This is a genomic window from Crocosphaera sp. XPORK-15E (assembly GCF_034931425.1).
Taxonomy (GTDB): domain Bacteria; phylum Cyanobacteriota; class Cyanobacteriia; order Cyanobacteriales; family Microcystaceae; genus UHCC-0190.
This window is the reverse complement of sequence record NZ_JAYGHQ010000006.1, coordinates 23,484-42,391: the sequence shown is the minus strand read 5'-3', so window position 1 is coordinate 42,391 and position 18,908 is coordinate 23,484. Positions and strand designations below refer to the sequence as shown.

12 protein-coding genes are annotated in these 18,908 nt (G+C 36.1%); 3 read left to right on the top strand and 9 right to left on the bottom strand.

Annotated features, from left to right (window positions below; translation table 11 throughout):
* Nucleotides 1-254: 254 nt before the first annotated feature.
* From VB691_RS06730 to VB691_RS06715, 4 genes are all read right to left on the bottom strand, one after another.
* Nucleotides 255-2,237 carry a protein-arginine deiminase family protein gene (locus VB691_RS06730; protein ID WP_323290707.1) on the bottom strand — a complete coding sequence of 661 codons (1,983 nt, stop codon included), beginning with the start codon at nt 2,235-2,237 and terminating at the stop codon, nt 255-257.
* A gap of 146 nt (nt 2,238-2,383) precedes the next feature.
* Nucleotides 2,384-6,118 (bottom strand): magnesium chelatase subunit H, encoded by a 3,735-nt coding sequence (gene bchH / locus VB691_RS06725; protein WP_323290706.1) that lies wholly within the window; start codon nt 6,116-6,118, stop codon nt 2,384-2,386.
* An 83-nt stretch (nt 6,119-6,201) separates the two neighbouring features.
* Nucleotides 6,202-8,424 carry a Piwi domain-containing protein gene (locus tag VB691_RS06720; RefSeq protein WP_323290705.1) on the bottom strand — a complete coding sequence of 741 codons (2,223 nt, stop codon included), beginning with the start codon at nt 8,422-8,424 and terminating at the stop codon, nt 6,202-6,204.
* Nucleotides 8,424-9,242 (bottom strand): PD-(D/E)XK nuclease family protein, encoded by an 819-nt coding sequence (locus tag VB691_RS06715; protein WP_323290704.1) that lies wholly within the window; start codon nt 9,240-9,242, stop codon nt 8,424-8,426. Before VB691_RS06715 ends, VB691_RS06720 begins: the two co-directional genes overlap by 1 nt.
* Before the next feature lie 240 nt (nt 9,243-9,482).
* On the opposite strand from VB691_RS06715, the gene VB691_RS06710 reads away from it, so the two are divergent.
* Nucleotides 9,483-10,145: a helix-turn-helix domain-containing protein gene (locus VB691_RS06710; protein WP_323290703.1), complete on the top strand. Its 663-nt coding sequence runs from the start codon at nt 9,483-9,485 to the stop codon at nt 10,143-10,145.
* A gap of 23 nt (nt 10,146-10,168) precedes the next feature.
* Entirely contained in the window at nt 10,169-10,852 is a 684-nt protein-coding gene (locus VB691_RS06705) for an ImmA/IrrE family metallo-endopeptidase (protein ID WP_323290702.1), read from the top strand.
* A 53-nt stretch (nt 10,853-10,905) separates the two neighbouring features.
* Here the strand turns inward: VB691_RS06705 and VB691_RS06700 are convergent, their stop codons facing one another.
* The 5 genes from VB691_RS06700 to sir all read right to left on the bottom strand — a co-directional run bounded on the left by VB691_RS06700 (nt 10,906) and on the right by sir (nt 16,286).
* Nucleotides 10,906-11,868 carry a glutathione S-transferase family protein gene (locus tag VB691_RS06700; protein WP_323290701.1) on the bottom strand — a complete coding sequence of 321 codons (963 nt, stop codon included), beginning with the start codon at nt 11,866-11,868 and terminating at the stop codon, nt 10,906-10,908.
* Between the two features lie 13 nt (nt 11,869-11,881).
* Nucleotides 11,882-12,871 (bottom strand): glycosyltransferase family 2 protein, encoded by a 990-nt coding sequence (locus VB691_RS06695; RefSeq protein WP_323290700.1) that lies wholly within the window; start codon nt 12,869-12,871, stop codon nt 11,882-11,884.
* A gap of 6 nt (nt 12,872-12,877) precedes the next feature.
* Nucleotides 12,878-13,897, bottom strand: coding sequence for an Npun_R2821/Npun_R2822 family protein (locus tag VB691_RS06690; protein ID WP_323290699.1), 1,020 nt, complete (start codon nt 13,895-13,897; stop codon nt 12,878-12,880).
* A 44-nt stretch (nt 13,898-13,941) separates the two neighbouring features.
* Entirely contained in the window at nt 13,942-14,124 is a 183-nt protein-coding gene (locus VB691_RS06685; protein ID WP_416244798.1) for a hypothetical protein, read from the bottom strand.
* Nucleotides 14,125-14,360: 236 nt separating this feature from the next.
* The gene (gene sir / locus VB691_RS06680; protein WP_323290698.1) at nt 14,361-16,286 is read right to left on the bottom strand and encodes a sulfite reductase, ferredoxin dependent; all 1,926 of its coding nucleotides are present in this window, start codon (nt 16,284-16,286) and stop codon (nt 14,361-14,363) included.
* A 155-nt stretch (nt 16,287-16,441) separates the two neighbouring features.
* Between sir and VB691_RS06675 the strand changes: the two genes are divergently transcribed.
* Nucleotides 16,442-18,853 carry an ATP-binding cassette domain-containing protein gene (locus VB691_RS06675; protein WP_323290697.1) on the top strand — a complete coding sequence of 804 codons (2,412 nt, stop codon included), beginning with the start codon at nt 16,442-16,444 and terminating at the stop codon, nt 18,851-18,853.
* Nucleotides 18,854-18,908: the final 55 nt, after the last annotated feature.

The following is an 18,908-nucleotide window of genomic DNA, read 5'->3' as shown; positions in this document are numbered from 1 at the left end:
ATTTTTTGTAATAACTCTAATTGTCCAACTTCGCAGGAAATTATGACCAGCTAAAACACACTTTAAATGCGTTTTAGCTGAATAAATCACCCTTACCTGACTAAAATTTCGCCTCTTTTTTCAAGATTTCATCCATCGTTAAATCAACTTGGGATTTTCCTTCAAAAAAAGAGAGTTAATCATGTTTTTTTAGCAAAAAAGGGAATTTTTATTGAACTTTTATAAATTCCCTCTTAAGTTATTCTGTTAACAAATTAGACATCAAAATCCCAGTCAATTTCCCACCATTTTGTTTGAAAGGGTTTCCGTCGAGTATTTGTCCCACAATGAATCTCTCCTCGTCCTAAGAAATAGGGTTCCCAATCATCAAGAAAATGACAGGTAAAACCGAGGGGTTCTAAAGTATTTCTGACGAAAGCTTCCATCTGACATTCTTCATTAATTTGGGGGCCAAAAGGTTTAGGAATTGCTAAATGGCGATCTAACACTAACATATTGACCATATTAGGAAAGTAAGTTTCTGCTCGTCCCTTATTACCCACTGCTTGAAATAATCCTGGAAGATCAATAATATCTTCTTCTGTTAATCCCAATTCCCGTTTTAAAGTAGCTCGATTCAAGTCAATATAAGTTTGGAAACGTTGATTATCTTGTGCTAATGCTTGATCTGACAAAAGCTCACTAATCGGGATGTTTCCAGTGCGACTTCTTTGAAACAAATCCTTCTGATTTTGAGGGTCAAAAGATTTTAAAATCTCATAATATTTATTAGGACTGGCCAGAAGTAATTTAAAACCCTTTCCAGTTTTGACAGGAACAAAAGTCATAAATTCATCAATATGTCCCACATCCAACCAATCAGAAAAAAGCTCTACTGGACTTTGAATTTTTTGAGCATAGAGAAAATCTCTGATGTTTTTCACCATTTTTGTCGAATATTCTGGTACATCAGCATGATCTCCTCCGAACAAAATTCGACCAAAAGTATACTCAACTCCATTAACAGTAACAGGAGGACTAACTTCTAAATTACCAAAAGAATCGAGGGTTCCTGCGTCTGGATTTGTCCGAGTCACATGGCCCACATCAATTCCCAGAAGTTCTTGTTCAGGAAAATCATCTAACCCTCGATCTCTGGGAGAATCTAACACAACAGACAGGAAATGACCAGGACTTTCACTATAACCAAATTCAATTTCATCCTGCATCCAGCGATCGCTTCGATAAGGAATAGGAGAAACTACCTCTAATTGAGCTTTAGACTGTCCTACCACAGCGCGAAGTTCTTCAATCATCTTTTGATTTGAACCAGAAGAAGTTCGCAAAATATAGACAGTTTGGGGACTTAAAGTATGAGGATTCATGATCCAGGGTGCAACTTGAAACCTGATCCGATCTGTGTACAGGGTTTCATTATCTTTAACTAATGATAAGTTAACGAAAATTTTGCCATCAAAATCCACATCTCGATCATGCAGTCCTTCTACAGCTAAAAACAAGTCTTTATAAGTGTCCCGTTCCCTTAATTGTCCTTTTCTGCGTCCTGGCCCTACTAATTCGTGACCGCTACTGCTATCTAATTCATCAAAAATGCGAAGATAACGGGAGGTTTTTTCACTTACCCAGACTCTTAAATCACATCCAAATGGTAGACGTTTGGGGCCAATTTTACGAACTACCATCAGGCTACAATCTTTGATATCTAGTAATCCATTTAGTCGATAATCTTCATAATTAGATTCTCGTCTACCTGATCCCGCATCCTCATCACTATTGACTAAAAGAATGGCACCATAACCGTTTTTTCCCAGTTTCCAGTTAGCTTTATGGGGGTTATTTTCTTCGACAACACCATCTCGATCTGCATCTACATCTAGACAGATTTGTAACACAGTAAAAGAGAGGTTATAGGTTGCTATTCTCTGTCGCTTTTCATTGAGACAGTTTATTTCTAAGGTGCGATCATTTAATTTTTCGCTGTAGGTATTAGCTTGTATAATTAAGCTTTCGGTCAGTTCTTCTTGGCGAATTTTAAGTTTTTGAGGTATAATTGTCGATGAGTTTGATTGTTTTAGGGTTAATTCTCCTCTCAACTTAAACTCAACCCACTCTGTAGAAGAATTGATGAGGGATTTAATCGGAAGATTTACTGGTTGTCCTGTTACTAAAACGTCTTCATGGGAATAACGATTTACGCGAGAACTTGAACGAATTGGAGCAATTTTTAGGTTTCTCATGACAATAAGTCTTGATAATTAGATAGACGGTTTTTCTAATTTCTTTTTTTATTGTATCTTGTTTTAGTCCCTTAGTCTCAATGATAGTTGAGTCAGGTTTTCTTCAAGTTTACTTTTCAATTTTTACAAGGCGATCGCCATGAGTTCTAACTTATTGTAACTCCTTCTAATTCTTCTTCAGTTAAATCATATAAATTACGCAATTTTTCCAAGGTTTCCTCATCAGTATCCCAGAAACCTCTGCCATTTGCTTCGATCATTCGTCCCACAATATTACGAAACGCTTCAGGGTTTGCTTTGCGTAATTTTTCCGCCATTTCCTGATCTAAAGCGTAGGTTTGTGCAGCTTGATCATATACCCAATTATCCTTAAAATCTGCCGTTCCTCCCCATCCAATTAACGCTGTCATGCGTTGAGAAACTTCATAGGCCCCTCCTGAACCCTGGTTAACCATTGCTTGGGCCCATTTGGGATTTAGTAACTTTGTACGATATTCTAAGCGTAATAAGTCTTCTAATTTGCGGGGGGTTGTATCTTTAGAAAAGCTTTCTACAAAACTCGCAGTTACTTTTTTACCGCTTTGTCTTTCTGCGGCTAATTTTAATCCTCCTGTATTACCATAGTATTCTTGAATGTCGGTTAAACCGTATTCTACGGAGTCAATTTCTTGGACAATTCTTTCACTGGTTTGTAACAGTTGATTGAGAATTTCTGGTCTTGCTTGTCCCTTATCTTTTCGTCCATAACTAAAGACATTTCTTTTTTCCCAAGTATTAGCTAATTCATCCCCAGATTCCCAGTTACCGTCAACCACTTGATCATTAACTAATGAGCCAAAATCTCCCGCAGGATTAGAAAATAATCGCGCTGAAGCATTTTCTACCCCTTGTTGTTTTAACTGTAAATAATGTTTACGAATAAAGTTCTTTTCTGGGGGTTCATCTGCTGTTGCTGCACGTTGAAATAAATCATCTAATAATTCAATAATATTAACAAAAGTATCTCGGAAAATGCCTGATAAATTTGCTAATACATCAATTCTCGGATGTTCTAATGTTTCGACTGATCTTAATTCATAACGAACAACCCGTCCCGTCCCTTCTTTGATGGGTTCTGCTCCTACTAATTCTAGTAGAATACCTAAAGATTCACCCTTAGTCTTAATAGCGTCTAAACCCCATAACAAAACTGCAATCGTTTCAGGATAATTGCCATGTTCTTCTAGATGCTGTTGAATAGTTTTCTTGGCAATTTCTCGGCCTCGTTCATAAGCAGCAGGAGACGGCATTCTGTAAGGATCTAAGGCGTGTATATTTCGTCCTGTAGGTAACACTCCAGACCCGTCTCTGAGCAAATCTCCTCCAGGTGCAGGAGGAATATATTCACCATTTAATCCCCGTAGTAAATTAGTTAACTCATCGGGAGTTTGTTTGAGTAAATCTCTGATATAAATGGCTTCTTTAATGGTTTCTGAGCGTCCATTAGCTGATTCTAAAATATATTGTAATTCTGGCAACTCAGAGGTAATTGCTTGTCTTTCTCTTTCCGTTAATTTCTCCCCAAAATAAGCCTCTAAATAGGAGTCTAATTCTTCTTGATCTGGCACTTTTCCAAGAGTGTGTAACCCCGAAGAAAATAATCGTTGCTCAACAATTTGTAAGTATTCATAAACCTTGACAAAATAATCATTTAATGCGTGTTTACTAAACAATTTTGCATTTTCAACCGTGAAATCAATTCCTAATTTTTGCCCTTCTTCAAACTTACAATCTGCTGCCAAACCAGAATCAACAATCTTCTGACAAATACCCTGTTTTAACAGATCATTTTTTTCAGGATCTTCTCTATATTCAGCAATTAACTCTCGCAGTGTCATCAATTCTTTATACAACCCTGCACGTCCATAAGGCGGCACATTATGAGAAATTAACACCCCATAACCTCGTCGTTTTGCTAATATAGACTCTGAGGGATTATTGGCAGCATAAATATATAAATTAGGGATATCACCTAACAAAATATCTGACCAAGAATACCCCGTATTTCCTAAAGGTGAACCAGGCAACCATTCCACCGTTCCGTGCATCCCAAAATGTACAACAGCATCGGCACAAAAATCATTTTGTAACCACTTATAAAAGGCTGCATATTGAGGATGAGGAGTCAAATCTTTTTCAAACATTAACCGCATAGGATCACCAGAAATTCCTAACGGGGGTTGCACTCCGATCCAAACATTTCCTAACTGAATTCCCCCAATTTGAAACTCATCACCATAAGTCTTAATACCTGTCTCTGTTAACGATTTCCACTGCTTCTCTATGCGCGTTGTTAACAAATATCCTAGCCATTCTTCTAACTTTCTAACATTAACTGTTGCTCCTCCATTCCTTTGCATCTCGGCATCTTTGCGCGAGATAATTGCCTCATCTGCTTCTTTAACTTTATCAATTAAAACCTCTCCATCTTCGGGCAATCCCCCAATATTATAACCTTGTTTTTCTAGCTCTTGTAATAACTTTAATAAACTACGAGGAACATTTAATAAAGCTGCCGTTCCCGTTGCCCCATATCCAGGAGGAAACCCATATAAAATTACAGCAATTTTCCGATCTTTAGGTGCAGTTTGACGTAAATTAATCCAATTTTTAAGCCTTCCTGTTAACCGTTTAACTCGTTCAGGAATCAGATAAATATCATTACCTACTAACCCCCCTAAAGCAATAGTATCTATCGCCCCATCTAACTCAGGAAGGGCATATAAAACCACACTTTGTAAACCCCCAATTCCTTGTCTTGTCCAAGAATAAATATCTTGAATTAACAAGGGTGCAGCTACTAAATAAGGGATATTTTTTGCCGTTAAAATGCGTTTGGCTACCTCTACTTGTCGCCCTGCTTCCATTGAACCTGCTGGGCCTCCCACTAAAGGAAAGCCTATGGTAGAGACAATTGCATCTACTTCTATGGCATCTTTTGATAAAGATTTGATTTCTATATTTCCTAATTGTCTTTGTTGGGTTTCATAAGTTGTAGTTAACCAATCTCTAACAATTACATGACCTTCAACTCCGTTAATAAAAATGGGAACAGGTATCAATCCTTGCTCTTCAAAAAAATGAATTAATTGGGGAATATAGGGCTGTTTGGTAATAACGTGCTTACGATATAATAAAATGGCAACAATTGGTAAATCTAGGGATTTTTCTTGTTGATACCAGTTTAAATAGTCACGGGGAGAAGTAAAATAACCGTCATAGTCAGGATGGAGTAACCCCATATTAGGGGTTTCGATAGGTTCGGGAATTTCCCCTACTTGTAAACCCAAATATTTATCAGCTATTGTCCAACACATGGCGGCAAAATTTTCAGTACCACCCGCATTCCAATAACCATAAATAATTAACCAGTTGCGTAAATCTTGAACTTTTTTAGCAGGAATAAATTTGAGTAATTTGGGGCCAATTTTGAGAAAACTTAAATAACCTGCGAGTTTATCTTCTTCTTTCCCACTAGAAAATTTACTGAGAATAAATTGAATGGGTTTAGGCATTCCTTTTGGTTTATCCCCAATGACAAATTTACCCAACTGAGTCAAACTAATTAATTCTAATGCTGATTCAAAAACTAAACGAATGGGGATATTTTTTGCCCTTTCTCTTAACCAAATAACTTGATCATAATCAAAGATTAAACTAGCAAAAAAGACATCTGCATCTTTCAGGGCATTCTCAATAATTTCTGGTTCTTGAGAAAGAGAGCGATCGCTAAATACCTGTATATTTAAATCAGGACAGCGCGACTGAGCTAATTGTGCTGCTTGACGGTACAATTCAATGTTAAATGATTCAAACCCAGTAATGACAACGATGCGTGGCATATCCCTAACCTGTGAAGTTTTGTAACAGTCTTACTTATATTATAAAGGAATCATTACTGAACCCACCATGAATAGAACTTACACTATAGCCAAAACTGGCGATCGCCTTCTAACATTTTGGACGGATAAATGCCTTTTAAGCGTAATCCTGCCATTTTATCAGCACCATGTAACGGCATGGGTAAACGAGGTGTTTTTAATGCGCCATGATGTAATAAGGTTAACTTTAAGGTGGTGTCTATAACATCCTCAATAAGAACTTGTTTTCCTTGTTGTCGAATGCTTAAACGTAAAGGACGCGCTAACCCAATTTTTTTCTCAACTTTAGTGGTTACTAAAATAGCTTCATGAGAGGACATTTTTAACGATAAACCGGGTTCTGGTACATCAATTGTTTGATTATTCACGTTATATAATCTCGGAATTTGAGACTTTCTGCATTCTACTAATATTAACTGACTATTGATAGCTTCAGATCTCTCTAATAAATTATTAACTTCTTCCCCAGCAAATCGTCCATCTCGATAGATTAATATAGTTTTATCGCTCAATGTATTATGAGGTAGCAATTTTTCTAAAAATCGCTGAGGAATTTCTTCTCCTTCAATAAAATCACCTTCTAATTGATAATTAATAAATTCTCCTCTTGCTCCATAAAGACGAATACTTGCACAAGCATTGATAGTTCCTGGAGATTTCTGCTTTTTTTTTCGAGAAATATCTAACCCAATAAAATAGTCAGCAATGCTTAAAGGTTCAGCTAAGACAAAGGGTAAATTACCTAACTTAGCTAAAATTCCAGGGACTATCTGAGATAAAATAAAGCTAGGATTGACTTTTTTGAAGGTATCTTCATAAATAAATTGACTGGCAATCTTTCGTCTAAGTAATTGTGCATAGATTTGCTCATAAAAACTTCCTGCTTTGTAATTATTTGCATAGCGATCACTTTCAGGAAGAAAGACTAAAAGAATGTCGGGATCAAACTCAATTAATCCATCAACTGTTTTTTCAAGATTAACTCGCATTTCCCCCTTTATCTCATCTTGAATAGGAAAATATTTTTGCTCAATAATATCACTTTCAAATTTATAATCCCTTAAACGTCGTTGAACTTGATCGATAAAAGGATCAAGGTTTATATCATATAATTTCAGCACAGAAATCTTGATTTCTTCTGATGAACCAAATTCTTGCGGAAAAAAATCTCGATGACGTTTAAAAACCCCTCCTTCTTTTAATCCTTTAAGAATATCCCCTTGAGGTTTAATCACACCATTACCAAATAAAAGTAAGGTTTGATTAATAGATTTTTTAGGAAAAAGAAAATTTTGAGAATAATCATAACTATTAACAGATCTTTCTAGCTTTAACCCATATTTAATCAGGAAAGTATCTGCTTTTTCTTGAGCCTTTTTTAATAAATCTTGTCTTTCTTTAAAATCTGTGATTTTAGTATATTTGAGTAATTCTCCATAATCTAAGTCTAATAGGGGTGCAGTTTCTGCTGTGATGGCAGGATTTAAAGCTGCCATTGCATAAGGATATTGTTTATTATTACGACTAAATTTGACTAAAACAAGAGGTTGCTCTGGTGGTGCATTTCTTAAAGCTTCTTTACTCGTTGAACCTGCTGCCATTTCTATTAGTTTATCTTGATGTTCTCCAACAGTTCCAGCCAACCCTACAATTGTACCTAAACCATTAAAATCAAAATCTATACCTTTGACTTTTAAACCCATTAAAACCTTATCAGGATCTTGACGTTCAGGATGATTTTCAAAAAAATTAGCTAGTGTACCTTTGAATTTAATTGGACTTTTAAGGGTTAAAGTAATCCCTGCTGTAACTGTATCTTGTAATTCAATGATCTCAGACCAAAACTCAATCTCTCTTCTAATGACGACTTGCTTTTTTTCATAAACCTCTACGGAATCAAAAGGTCGATTAATCGTGAAAATTTGAGCAGATAACTTACCAAGAATTTCAGGGGTTATTTGGGGTTTATTTAGCCATTGAAATGACCAATAATAACGCTTAAAATCATCAATTTTTTGAATCTCTGCTAATGCTTGCTTCCATTCCTCTTGACTTGGAAGTTTTATATTTAATTGACCTAATATAAAGAAAGTATCCTGATTCCAAATGACAACGACTCCAGGAAACTGTTGAGAAAATCGAAAACTTAAACGATTTCCTAGTTCTTTATCAATAGAAGGAGTCAGACGAAATCCGGTTGCATTACATTGAATGATTCTTAAAGGAAAAACTTCACTTAGAGCATGATTTTTGGGTTGATTACTCATTATGCTGAAACCTCAATAGTAGAAAACTCACAAATGGAATTAAAGGGACAATATCGACAAGGTAAACCAGGGTTAGGAGAGAAAATTTTATTGAAGTTTTGTTTGTTCTTCCAATAATATTTAAGTTGTGATTGATGTTTTTTAGAAAGTTTAATTAATTGCTTTAACATGGCTTTTAACTGATTAGGTGTTGCTGTAATTACTTGAGATAAAACACCTGTTTCTAAGTTATAAAATGAAGCAATTGCCTGATGATTGGGATAAAGATATTGAGCAGCTAATAAATAAATATAAGCTTGTCTTCTATCAAAATCTGATTGACCCGTTTTGAAATCTAGAATATGAATTCTCCCGTCAGACTCTTGAAAAATGCAGTCAATAGCAGCATATAAATTGAATTTGTAATTATCATAATTAATTAAAATTGGCTTAGGAAATCCTTCATCTCCTCGGTTTAATTGAATAATTTTTTTGTCGAATAAAATTGGATATTCTTGATACTTCTCAAGAACTTTTATTACCCTTTTTTGTACAATGTCTGATACTTGAGATAGATTTAAAATATCTGAAATCTTTTCAACTGCATCTTTTCGATACAACATTAAAGGATCATGATGGAATTCATAAACCCCTTGTTGCGCTAAAAGACCGATCGCTTGAGGAATACTATCTTGTTCTAATAATGCTTTAACTTGGAGATCTCGTTTTCTCGCTTTGATAAACCCCCGTTTCATGTCACAATGCCAGTATTCCTGTCCTAATGGGGGAGAAAACAAGGATAGAAGGTTATAACTGGCAAAATTGCAGATTTTTTCCATTTTATTCTAATTTCATCAAAATTAAGCACATATACTTAGGTTGATTTTTTTATTCAACCTATATTTTTTTAGGAGTGCTTGTTGTACTAATATAATCAATATGAATTAAAAGTGCAACACTTTAATATCAAGATATATAAACTTGATTTTTTTTTTCAAGTCAGGTATGCTGTAGTTGTCCACTCAATTAGGGAATATGTATGTCTCTAGACAACAGGCATAGCACCAGCTAAAATAACCATGAATATAAACGAAACGATGAGCTTTGGCAAGACTATTTTGCAATCTCGCCGAAAAAAGCGGTTAAGTCAGCGAGATGTTGCTGATTTAATTGGTGTTGATCACACTTACCTGTCTAAACTAGAGAATGATCGAGTTGAACCAAGTCCCAAAATCATCGATTCTTTAGCAAAGCATTTAGAGTTAAATACTGAAGAATTAACCTATCTTGCTGGTAAAATGACTCAACAAGACTCACAAGCATTTGAAGAACTGATTAAAGCAAATCCTCAAGAAATGAATGCTTTATTTCGACGAGTTCGAGAAAATCCCAGTCTAGACTCTTTAGTCAAAGCAAGAGAGGAACAGATAGCGAAATTACAAAAGGAAAACCAAATCCTAAAAATCAAACTACTGGAAGCGACTTCTGAACTAAAAAGGCTAGAGAAAATTATTGCTAAAACTGTTGATACTTCTCTCATAGAAATATCTCAATTACGGGAAGTTATCAAAGGACGGGATTTAACTAATTGGCGACATCTTTATGGTATTGCTGATGAACTTGGTGTAACGATATCTAATCTTGTTTATCACTTACAAGAATTAGGATGGATTTATATTCCTAAAGGATCTAAGCAAATATTTTTAGAAAAAATTGCTCTGAATGATGATGTTTTGTGTTGAAAAAATTAAAAATTAATAACGTTATGAGCATTATTAAACCTTACACATTTTACCCCAAACAGATTATTGAAGAAAAAGCAAATCAGCTTTTAACCCAAGCCAAAAATGATAATTATCCCCTGAACTGGGGGGCAGGAATCACTCACCATCTTCTTGATGTTTTAGACTTAAATACGCTTTGGGAAATTATTCCTAATGATAATCAGGGACAAATTGTCGCTAAGATTGAACCTTCAAAACGTCTGATTACTTTAAATGAAAATATTAGTGAATTGAAAAATAATAAAGGATTTCAACAATCAACAATTGCACATGAGATTGGACATTGGGAACTGCATATTAATCAAGATGAAGGGGATGGATTAATTCAACAATTAGAATTATCCTTAAATTCTTTAACTGAAGAGAAAAGTTTTTTATGTCGGGTGACTGGAGAAGAAAATATTCATAAAATTAAGTTAAAAATACAAGATGACAGGAGAGAATGGCAAGCCCAATATTTTGCTGGTTGTTTACTCATGCCAGACTATAAATTACATGAGTGTAGAAAAGGTCGAGATTTAACCATTTGGAAGCATCTTTATGCCATAGCTGATGAATTATGTGTCACCATATCTAACCTTATTTATCGTCTCCAAAATTTAGGTTGGATTTATATTACTAAAGGATCTAAACAAATTTATAAGGGTCCCAAGTATATTAGTTAGTTATCAGTCAATCATGAGGAGTTGTTTAAAAAACGTCCCTCCTTAAACTTCCTTTAAACCATCTGCTCCCTTCCATGAGGTTGACTAAAATCAATGTCAGGGCCAATGGGAACAATTCCTGTGGGATTAATAGTTTTATGACTTTGGTAATAATGACCTTTAATGTGTTTAAAATTCACGGTTTCTGCGACTTGAGGAATTTGATATAATTCTCTTAGATAACCCCATAAATTCGGATAATCAACAATTCGGCACTTATTGCACTTAAAATGACCCACATACACCGCATCAAACCGCACTAAGGTAGTAAATAAACGCCAGTCTGCCTCGGTTAATTTATCCCCCATTAAATAGCGCGAATTAGATAATCTTTCTTCTATCCAGTCTAAGGTTTCAAATAAGGGAATAACCCCCTCTTGATATGCTTCTTGTGTAGTGGCAAACCCTGCTTTATAGACCCCATTATTAACCGTATTATAAATTCTTTCATTCACTGCATCAATTTCTTCCCGTAATTCTTTTGGGTAATAATCTCCAGCTTTGGCCCCCAAATGATCGAATTCACTGTTAAATATTCGGATAATTTCAGAAGATTCATTATTGACTATTTGATTAGTTTTTTTATCCCAAAGTATGGGGACTGTCACCCTTCCTGTATAATTTTGATCTGCTTTTGTATAAACTTCGTATAAATATTTGGACTGATTTATCTGATCATAAATTACTCCCTCTCCTGGTTCAAATGTCCAGCCAAATTCTCCCATAAACCAGTGGACAACGGAAACAGAAATAATATCTTCTAGTCCTTTAATAGCACGAAAAATCAGGGTTCTATGGGCCCAAGGACAAGCATAAGAAACATAGAGATGATAACGTTGAGATTCTGCTTTAAATCCATCTTTTCCGTCTACTGTTACCCAATTACGAAATTGGGAAGATTGACGAACAAAACGACCTCCTGTGCTTTTGGTATCATACCATTGATCATGCCAAATTCCATCAATTAATAATCCCATAATATGACTAATCCTAGGTGGTTTGTGAGCGAACTTTTTCAGTGTAATCTTTTGAGCGAACTTGCCGAAATATTTGTAAAATAAACTGACGAAGATTCAAGGGTATATAGGAAATAAGTAGACCAAAATTGGTACGTTTAGAACTGCCTAAAACCAGTTTGGAAGCTTCTAAAAGTTTTCGTCCTTCTTTACTTTCTCCTTTTTCAATTAATCTTAATCCTAAATCTTGTTGAGTTTGTGCTAATTTAATAATGCGTTGTTTTTCTAATTCCTGATCTGTAAATTGATAACTTTCAATACAGAATAATTTAGCTTTTAAAAAGTGGAGATTTTGCCCTAAGCTGGTTTGTCCCCCATGAAAGCGATATTCCATTAAAAACTCTGGTAAAAAATAACCAATTTTACCGATTAAAGCTAACCTAACTAATAAATCAAAATCCTCACATCCGTCAGCTTGTGGACGCATATAATCAACTTCTTTTAAACAGTTATGACGAAATAAAGTTGATCCAACTTGTAAACTTTGATGATAAAAAGTTTGCCAATCTAAATCTTGAATAATCCCTTGTTTTATTTTATCTTTACCCCATCTAGTAACATTTTCTTTCGTTGCTGACTCTATCCGTTCATGATTTTTATTAATAATCCAATGACTGGTACAAACAAAATTAACGGTAGAATTTTCGTCTAAAATTGTTACTGTTTTCTCTAAAAATTCAGGGGTTAAAGCATCATCATCATCAAATTTAATAAAATATTCCCCTTGAGATGCTTCAAAACCAGATCGCATATTACGACTTCTCCCGATGTTTTTGGGATGACGAATATAGCGAATTCTCTCATCGTTAAACCCCTCAACAACTTGGGGGGTATCATCAGGAGAAGCGTCATCGCAGATAATTAGTTCAAAATCTTTATAAGTTTGATTAAGAACACTATTAACGGCATAAATCAGGAAATGGGAACGATTATAAGTAGGAATACAAACAGTAACTTTAGGCATAGTTTTCTAAGAAATAGTGCGTTTAATTTTGCTAACAATTCCTTGAAATTTTCGCGTTGCTTTTGTCAATGAATTTGCGGGAACTAATTGAGTTGGTTTTTGTTCAGGATTTTTCAGGAAACGATAATGTAAAAAGATATCTTGATAGCAAATATTAACATCTTCTCCTTGACATAAACGGACAAAATCAGCAGAAGAATAATTCATATAATGAATACGATGAATAGGTTTTAATCCCTGTTCATTATAAAGTACATTATCGATGTTCACAAAAGGATCTCTATCGGCACAATTTCCGGTTCTTTCCTGTCCGTTGGGACTTTGGGTAAAGTTATAGATCGGACGTTCACAGCGCAAGGTTAGATAATTAAAGAGAAAAACATCATCCCACCATCCAATACTATTAATCCATTCGACTTCTCTTTGATTAATTAATTTATTTTCTAATTCCGCCAATTCTTGAGAAGGAAATAAACCTTTTTTGCCGCCAAAAAAGCTGGCATCATGAATTTTTGGTCTAACTTCAGCATCGGTATAACAACCACTCTTTTCAATCAGTGGAATATTTAAAGCTGCTGTTTCTGTAGGTTTACGATGTTCCCAGTCATTAAAGACAAAATCATAGTTATTTAACTTCTCAAAAACATCATCTACAGGTTTCATGGCTAAGTTATCTGCTTCATAAAAAACAAAGTGATCAAACTCTCCATCAAAAGCCACAAATTTCCTTTGTAAATGTCCTTTATACCAACGGGGACGGGTTGCCTTACTTTCTCTATTTCGGGGATGGGCAGCCCAAACTTTATCGGCAAATTCTTCCCACCTATTAATAGATTCTTGATTATCAAATAAGGTGAGATTGGGACGATTTTTGATTTCTGATTTAACTTTGTCTAAGCGATTATCATAGGGAATAATACAAATAGGAAGCTCTTGACTAACATTGATTTCAATACTATTCAATAAAGCAATTAATTGATCGTAAACGACATCATTGGCTAAGATATAAAATCCTTTTGTTTCCATTGTTTGTCTCTCCTTCAACCCTTTCATTAAATTCAAGTTTATGCTTACGGTTTCGCCAATAATAATTGACTCATTTGATATAACTCAAAGCCAATAAATAGGCAAAGGATAACAGTAACAAGCTTATTTAACCAGGAAACATCCCCTTTTCCTAAGAAAGAAGCCACAAATTTAGCGACAACAACTCCCAAAGCCATGAAAATTAAAACTTTACCCAAGATGATCATTTTTTTTCCTTAAAATTTAACTGATGGTTGCTGGTTAATTTAGTGCTGAGATTAAGCGATCAAGTCATCCTTTGTCAAGTCTTTCACGTTACATCTGATTGACGCAACGCGGACCCAATTTCTGTTTTTTGTAGGGACAATTGATGAATTATCCCTAGGGGTAGGGTTTGTGGTTAAGCTCTGCCAGAATGAATTAGTCGGGACATGATTGATTCTGCCCCGACTCTTAATTTTACCTAATCCGACTGTTTTTGTCCAAAATAAGCCTCTAAAGCTTCTTGGACAATGTGATTCATGGGCCGTTTTGCTTCTGTCGAGGCTTCCTTAAGTCGGGTAAACATTTCATCAGGAATACTTACTCGATGCTCATTTTTCCGAATCCTACGGGGTTTTTTCGGGGTTTCTGGGATATAACTATCGGCAAAGGCCCGCAAGGCTTCAAACCCGACACGACTGCAAAATTGACCAAAACTTTCCCCCTCAATCTTCTCTTGCTTAAAATACATCAACAAGGGTTCTAAAAAGCTTTCGATCTCCCGATCCGGCAGTTTCTCGATGTAGGGTTGTGCTAACTGGGTTTGGTTGGGATCGCCTCCTAACCAAATTTGATACATCCCTGGCGCACTGCCGACAAAGCCTAACTCTGCCATGTAGGGGCGGGCGCAACCGTTGGGACAGCCTGTCATTCTGATGACGATTTCTTCTGATTCTAAACCCAATTGATTTAATAATGCTCTAATTCGCTCAATAATCCCTGGTAACACCCGTTCTGATTCGGCGATCGCTAACCCACAGGTAGGCAAGGCGGGGCAAGCCATGGAATAGCGGGTGAGGGGGTCAATTTTTTCGGGATCGCTGACGATGCCACAACTAGCCAAAATGGTGTTAATACCGGCTTTATGCTTCGGCTCAATTTCATAGAAAATGATGTTATGATTCGCCGTCAGACGCATGGGAAGGCTGTACTGTTCGGTTATTTTTTTGAGGGCGGTTTTCAGTTGTAAGCTGCCCTCATCTTTAACCCGGCCATTTTCCACCGAAATACCTAAAAAGAGCTTGCCGTCTCCTTGTTCGTGCCATCCTAAATAGTCTTGATATTTCCACTCAGGCAGCGGTTTAAAGGGGTCTAGAGCCTTGCCAAAGTATTCTTCCACCTTGGCCCTGAATTTGTCGAGTCCCCAGTCTTCTAGGAGGTATTTCATGCGGGCGTGACGACGTTGGTGGCGATCGCCGTAGTCTCGCTGGGTGGCGACAATGGCTTTCATGAAATCATAAACATCCTCTTTAGCCACATAACCCAGGGGATCAGCTAATCTGGGGAAGGTTTCTTCTTTGTTGTGGGTGCGCCCCATGCCTCCCCCGGCCAGGATGTTAAACCCTTGTAATTCGCCAGTTTCATCCGTCATCACCACGAGACTGACATCATGGGTATAGAGATCAATGGAGTTGTCCCCTGGCACGGTGACACTGCATTTGAATTTACGGGGCATATAATGTTCCCCGTAGATGGGTTCTTCTGTTTCACTAAAAATGGTGCCTGTGCCGTTTTTTTGGCGGGCCGCGGTGACTTCGGGGGCTTCTTCGGCGCTGATGATTTTTTCCCCATCTAGCCAAATTTCGTAGTAAGCTTCGGTTTGGGGCCGCAGTAAATCGGCTATTTTATCGGCGTATTCCCAAGCGTATTGATATTCTGGACGATTTTTGAAGGGGGCCGGCGGAGCCATCACATTGCGGTTGAGATCCCCACAAGCTCCCATGGTTGATCCCATGCTCTTGACAATGGCGGCGATCGCTGATTTTAAGTCTTTCTTGACAATACCATGAACCTGAAAGCCCTGACGGGTGGTGACTCTTAGGGTATGATTGCCATAGTCATCACTGAGACGATCTAAGGTTGAATAGAGTTGCGCCGGAATAAACCCTCCTGGGTTACGGGTACGCAACATAAACTGATAGTCTTTTTCTTGTCCTTTAACCCGATTATCTCGGTTATCTTGTTGATAAGAGCCATGAAATTTGAGGATTTGAACTGCATCTTCTGTAAAATGGGTGCTATCTTCTAAAAGCTGGGTTGCTAGCGGCTCTCTTAAAAAGTTGCTGCTTTCCTTAATCCCTTCTACCTTGGAAACTTTACGGGTTGGTGAAACTGGAGTTTTGACCATTGCCATCAATATTAAACACGGGACAAATTTAGATATTTTCGCTCATCGCTCAGTCAGATCTTGAGTGATAACTTCTATCTTAACTGTTTTTAGTATAATTAATTTTTTAAAAAATGTGACAGTATCTTCCTTGAGATTGACTTTTAATTATTTCTATGAATACCCCTTTAGGCTCTCGGACAGTTTTAATTCATAATCCTACCATTACTATCAGTAATCAGGGTCAAATTTGGGGGCCGTTTGACTTAATTCGTCCCCTTCATCGTTTAGGTAGAGATTCCAATCAAGTTGATTTAATTGTACCTGATCATGACCCTTGGCGGGTTATTGGTAGTTGTCAAGCTTCTTTTTGTCAAGAAGGGGATGATTACCGGATTTTTGATGGCAATCAAGTCAAAGCCAGCACCAATCGTCTCTTTTTTAATAATACCCTAATCACCCCACAAACGGGACTTTTACTCCAAGATGGCATGGAAATCACCATCGGACAAAATCCCGTGAACTATATTGTTATTACCTATTCTAATCCTAATGCTTCTCAAGGCAGTAAACCTCCTCAAAAAAATGTAATTTCTCTCAAAAATAAGTCTGTTGAATTAGGGAGAGATCCGATGGCAAATTTACAATTAGATGCCTCGACTGTATCCCGTCGTCATGCCATTATTGATGGCAATGCTCAAGGACAATATATTTTAACAGATTGTAGTACCAATGGGGTGTTTGTCAATGAGCAAAAAGTTACAGGAAAAGCCCTACTTCCTCCTGGTGCAAGAATTCGTATTGGCCCTTATACTTTGATTTTACAAGGTGATAATTTAATTGTTGCAGATCGGGGGGACAATATTCGACTTGATGCTAAAAATCTGCAACGAATTGTTAAAGACAAACAAGGACAAGATATTCCATTATTACAGGATATTTCATTCCCAGTTGAACCGGGTCAATTTGTTGCTTTAGTAGGGGGAAGTGGGGCAGGAAAATCAACTTTACTCCGTACATTATTAGGCATTGAGCCAATACAAAATGGAGTAGTTGAATTAAATGGTGAAGATCTCCGTAAAAACTTTAATATTTATCGTACTTTGATTGGTTATGTGCCTCAATATGATATTGTCCATCAAAATTTAACCGTTAAAGAAGTTTTATATTATGGGGCAAAATTACGCTTACCTGCTGATGTTGATATCAATCAAGAAGTGGAAAAAACTTTAAAACAAATCGAATTAGTTGAGCGTGAAAATACTTTAGTAAAAGCCTTAAGTGGGGGTCAATTAAAACGGGTAAGTATTGGGGTAGAATTACTCGCTGATCCGAAACTTTTCTTTCTAGATGAACCCACATCAGGACTCGATCCAGGGTTAGATAAAAAGATAATGACACTATTAAGAAATTTATCGAATGAAGGCAGAACAATTATTTTAGTTACCCATACAACCCTAAATATTCAACTCTGCGATCGCTTAGCTTTTTTAGGTAAAGGAGGTTATCTTTGTTATTTTGGCCCTCCCCAAGAAACCAACCAATTTTTTAATTTAAAAAGTCAGGATTTTTCGGATATTTATATTCATCTTGAAGAACAAAATATAGTTGAACAAGAATCAGAAAGATTTAAGAAGAATGATCAGAATTTTTATCAAACTTATATTACCAATCATCTTCCTCAAGTTCAACAACCAATTATTAATAATTCTCCTCCCCAAAAAGTTAAGCGATCACTCTGGCAACAATTATCAATTCTGTCTCAACGTTATGTTAAATTACTATCAAGAGATCCCCTTAATTTAAGTTTATCTTTATTGACTGCCCCCTTGGGAATTATTTTCATGAGACTAGCTTTATCTGAAAAAATTCCCTTTATTTCCTCAGAAAATAATGATCCAACCTTTGCGACTTTATCATTAAAAGTTCTCTTTGTTTTTACCTGTGCCGCTATTTGGGTAGGTTTAGGAAGTTCTTTGCAAGAAATCATCAAAGAAGCCCAAATTTATCAACGGGAACGATTAGTTAATTTAGGAATATTGGCCTATTTAGGCTCAAAAGCAATCGTGTTAGGGGGGCTTAGTTTCCTACAAAGTTTACTGATCACTGTCGTAATATTAATCTTTTTTAAATCTCCAGAAAATCAAGTTTTTAACTGGTTTTTAGGCATAGAAATAACTATATTTTTAACTCTATTTTCCACCCTAAGCCTAGGAATTATGATTTCTAGTTTGGTAAAAAATATCACTCAATCTAATAGTTCTTTGCCCCTTTTATTATTGCCTCAAATTATTTTTTCCGGTGTCCTATTTAAAATGACAGGAATCGGTAAATTTTTCTCATGGTTAATGATTAGTCGTTGGTCAGTTGGCGCATTAGGAAGTTTAGTTAATATTGAATTAATGATTCCTGAAACTTCCGTATCCCCATTAAATCCTAATCCAGTCAGCATTCCTATAGACATTCCCTTAGAAGTTTATGAAGCAACTTTTAACAATTTATTCAAAAATTGGGGATTTTTATTATTACATAGTTTGATTTATTGGGTAATCACTTATATTATTCAGAAACGTAAAGATATTTTATAAAAAAGAAGAATTAAGTATCAAAAATATTCCCAAAAATGCTAAACTATTAAAAGAG